Annotated in this window: 1 pseudogene; it reads right to left on the bottom strand. The window is 65.3% G+C overall.

Annotated elements, in window-relative coordinates:
* Positions 1-291, bottom strand: a pseudogene (locus L3V42_RS18135) (polyribonucleotide nucleotidyltransferase); the annotation flags it as partial.

The following is a 291-nucleotide window of genomic DNA, read 5'->3' as shown; positions in this document are numbered from 1 at the left end:
CCCCGGTCTCCTGGTCGGAGATCAGGCCGCAGGAAATACCGGCTACGGGCCGCTTGATGGGCACGCCCGCATCCATCAGTGCCAGGGTGGAGCCGCAGATGGAGCCCTGAGAGGTGGAGCCGTTGGAGCTCAGAACCTCGGAAACCACACGGATGGCGTAGGGGAACTCTTCCACGCTGGGAATGACCGGCAGCAGCGCCTTTTCCGCCAGAGCGCCATGGCCGATTTCACGACGGGAGGTGGAACGGGCGGCACGGGCTTCGCCGGTGGAGTAGGCGGGGAAGTTGTAGT

Origin of the sequence: Oceanobacillus alkalisoli (assembly GCF_022213125.1) — a bacterium.
GTDB lineage: Bacteria > Bacillota > Bacilli > Bacillales > Amphibacillaceae > Oceanobacillus > Oceanobacillus alkalisoli.
Note: the sequence above shows the minus strand (reverse complement) of the source record. Positions and strands in the feature narration are given on the sequence as shown.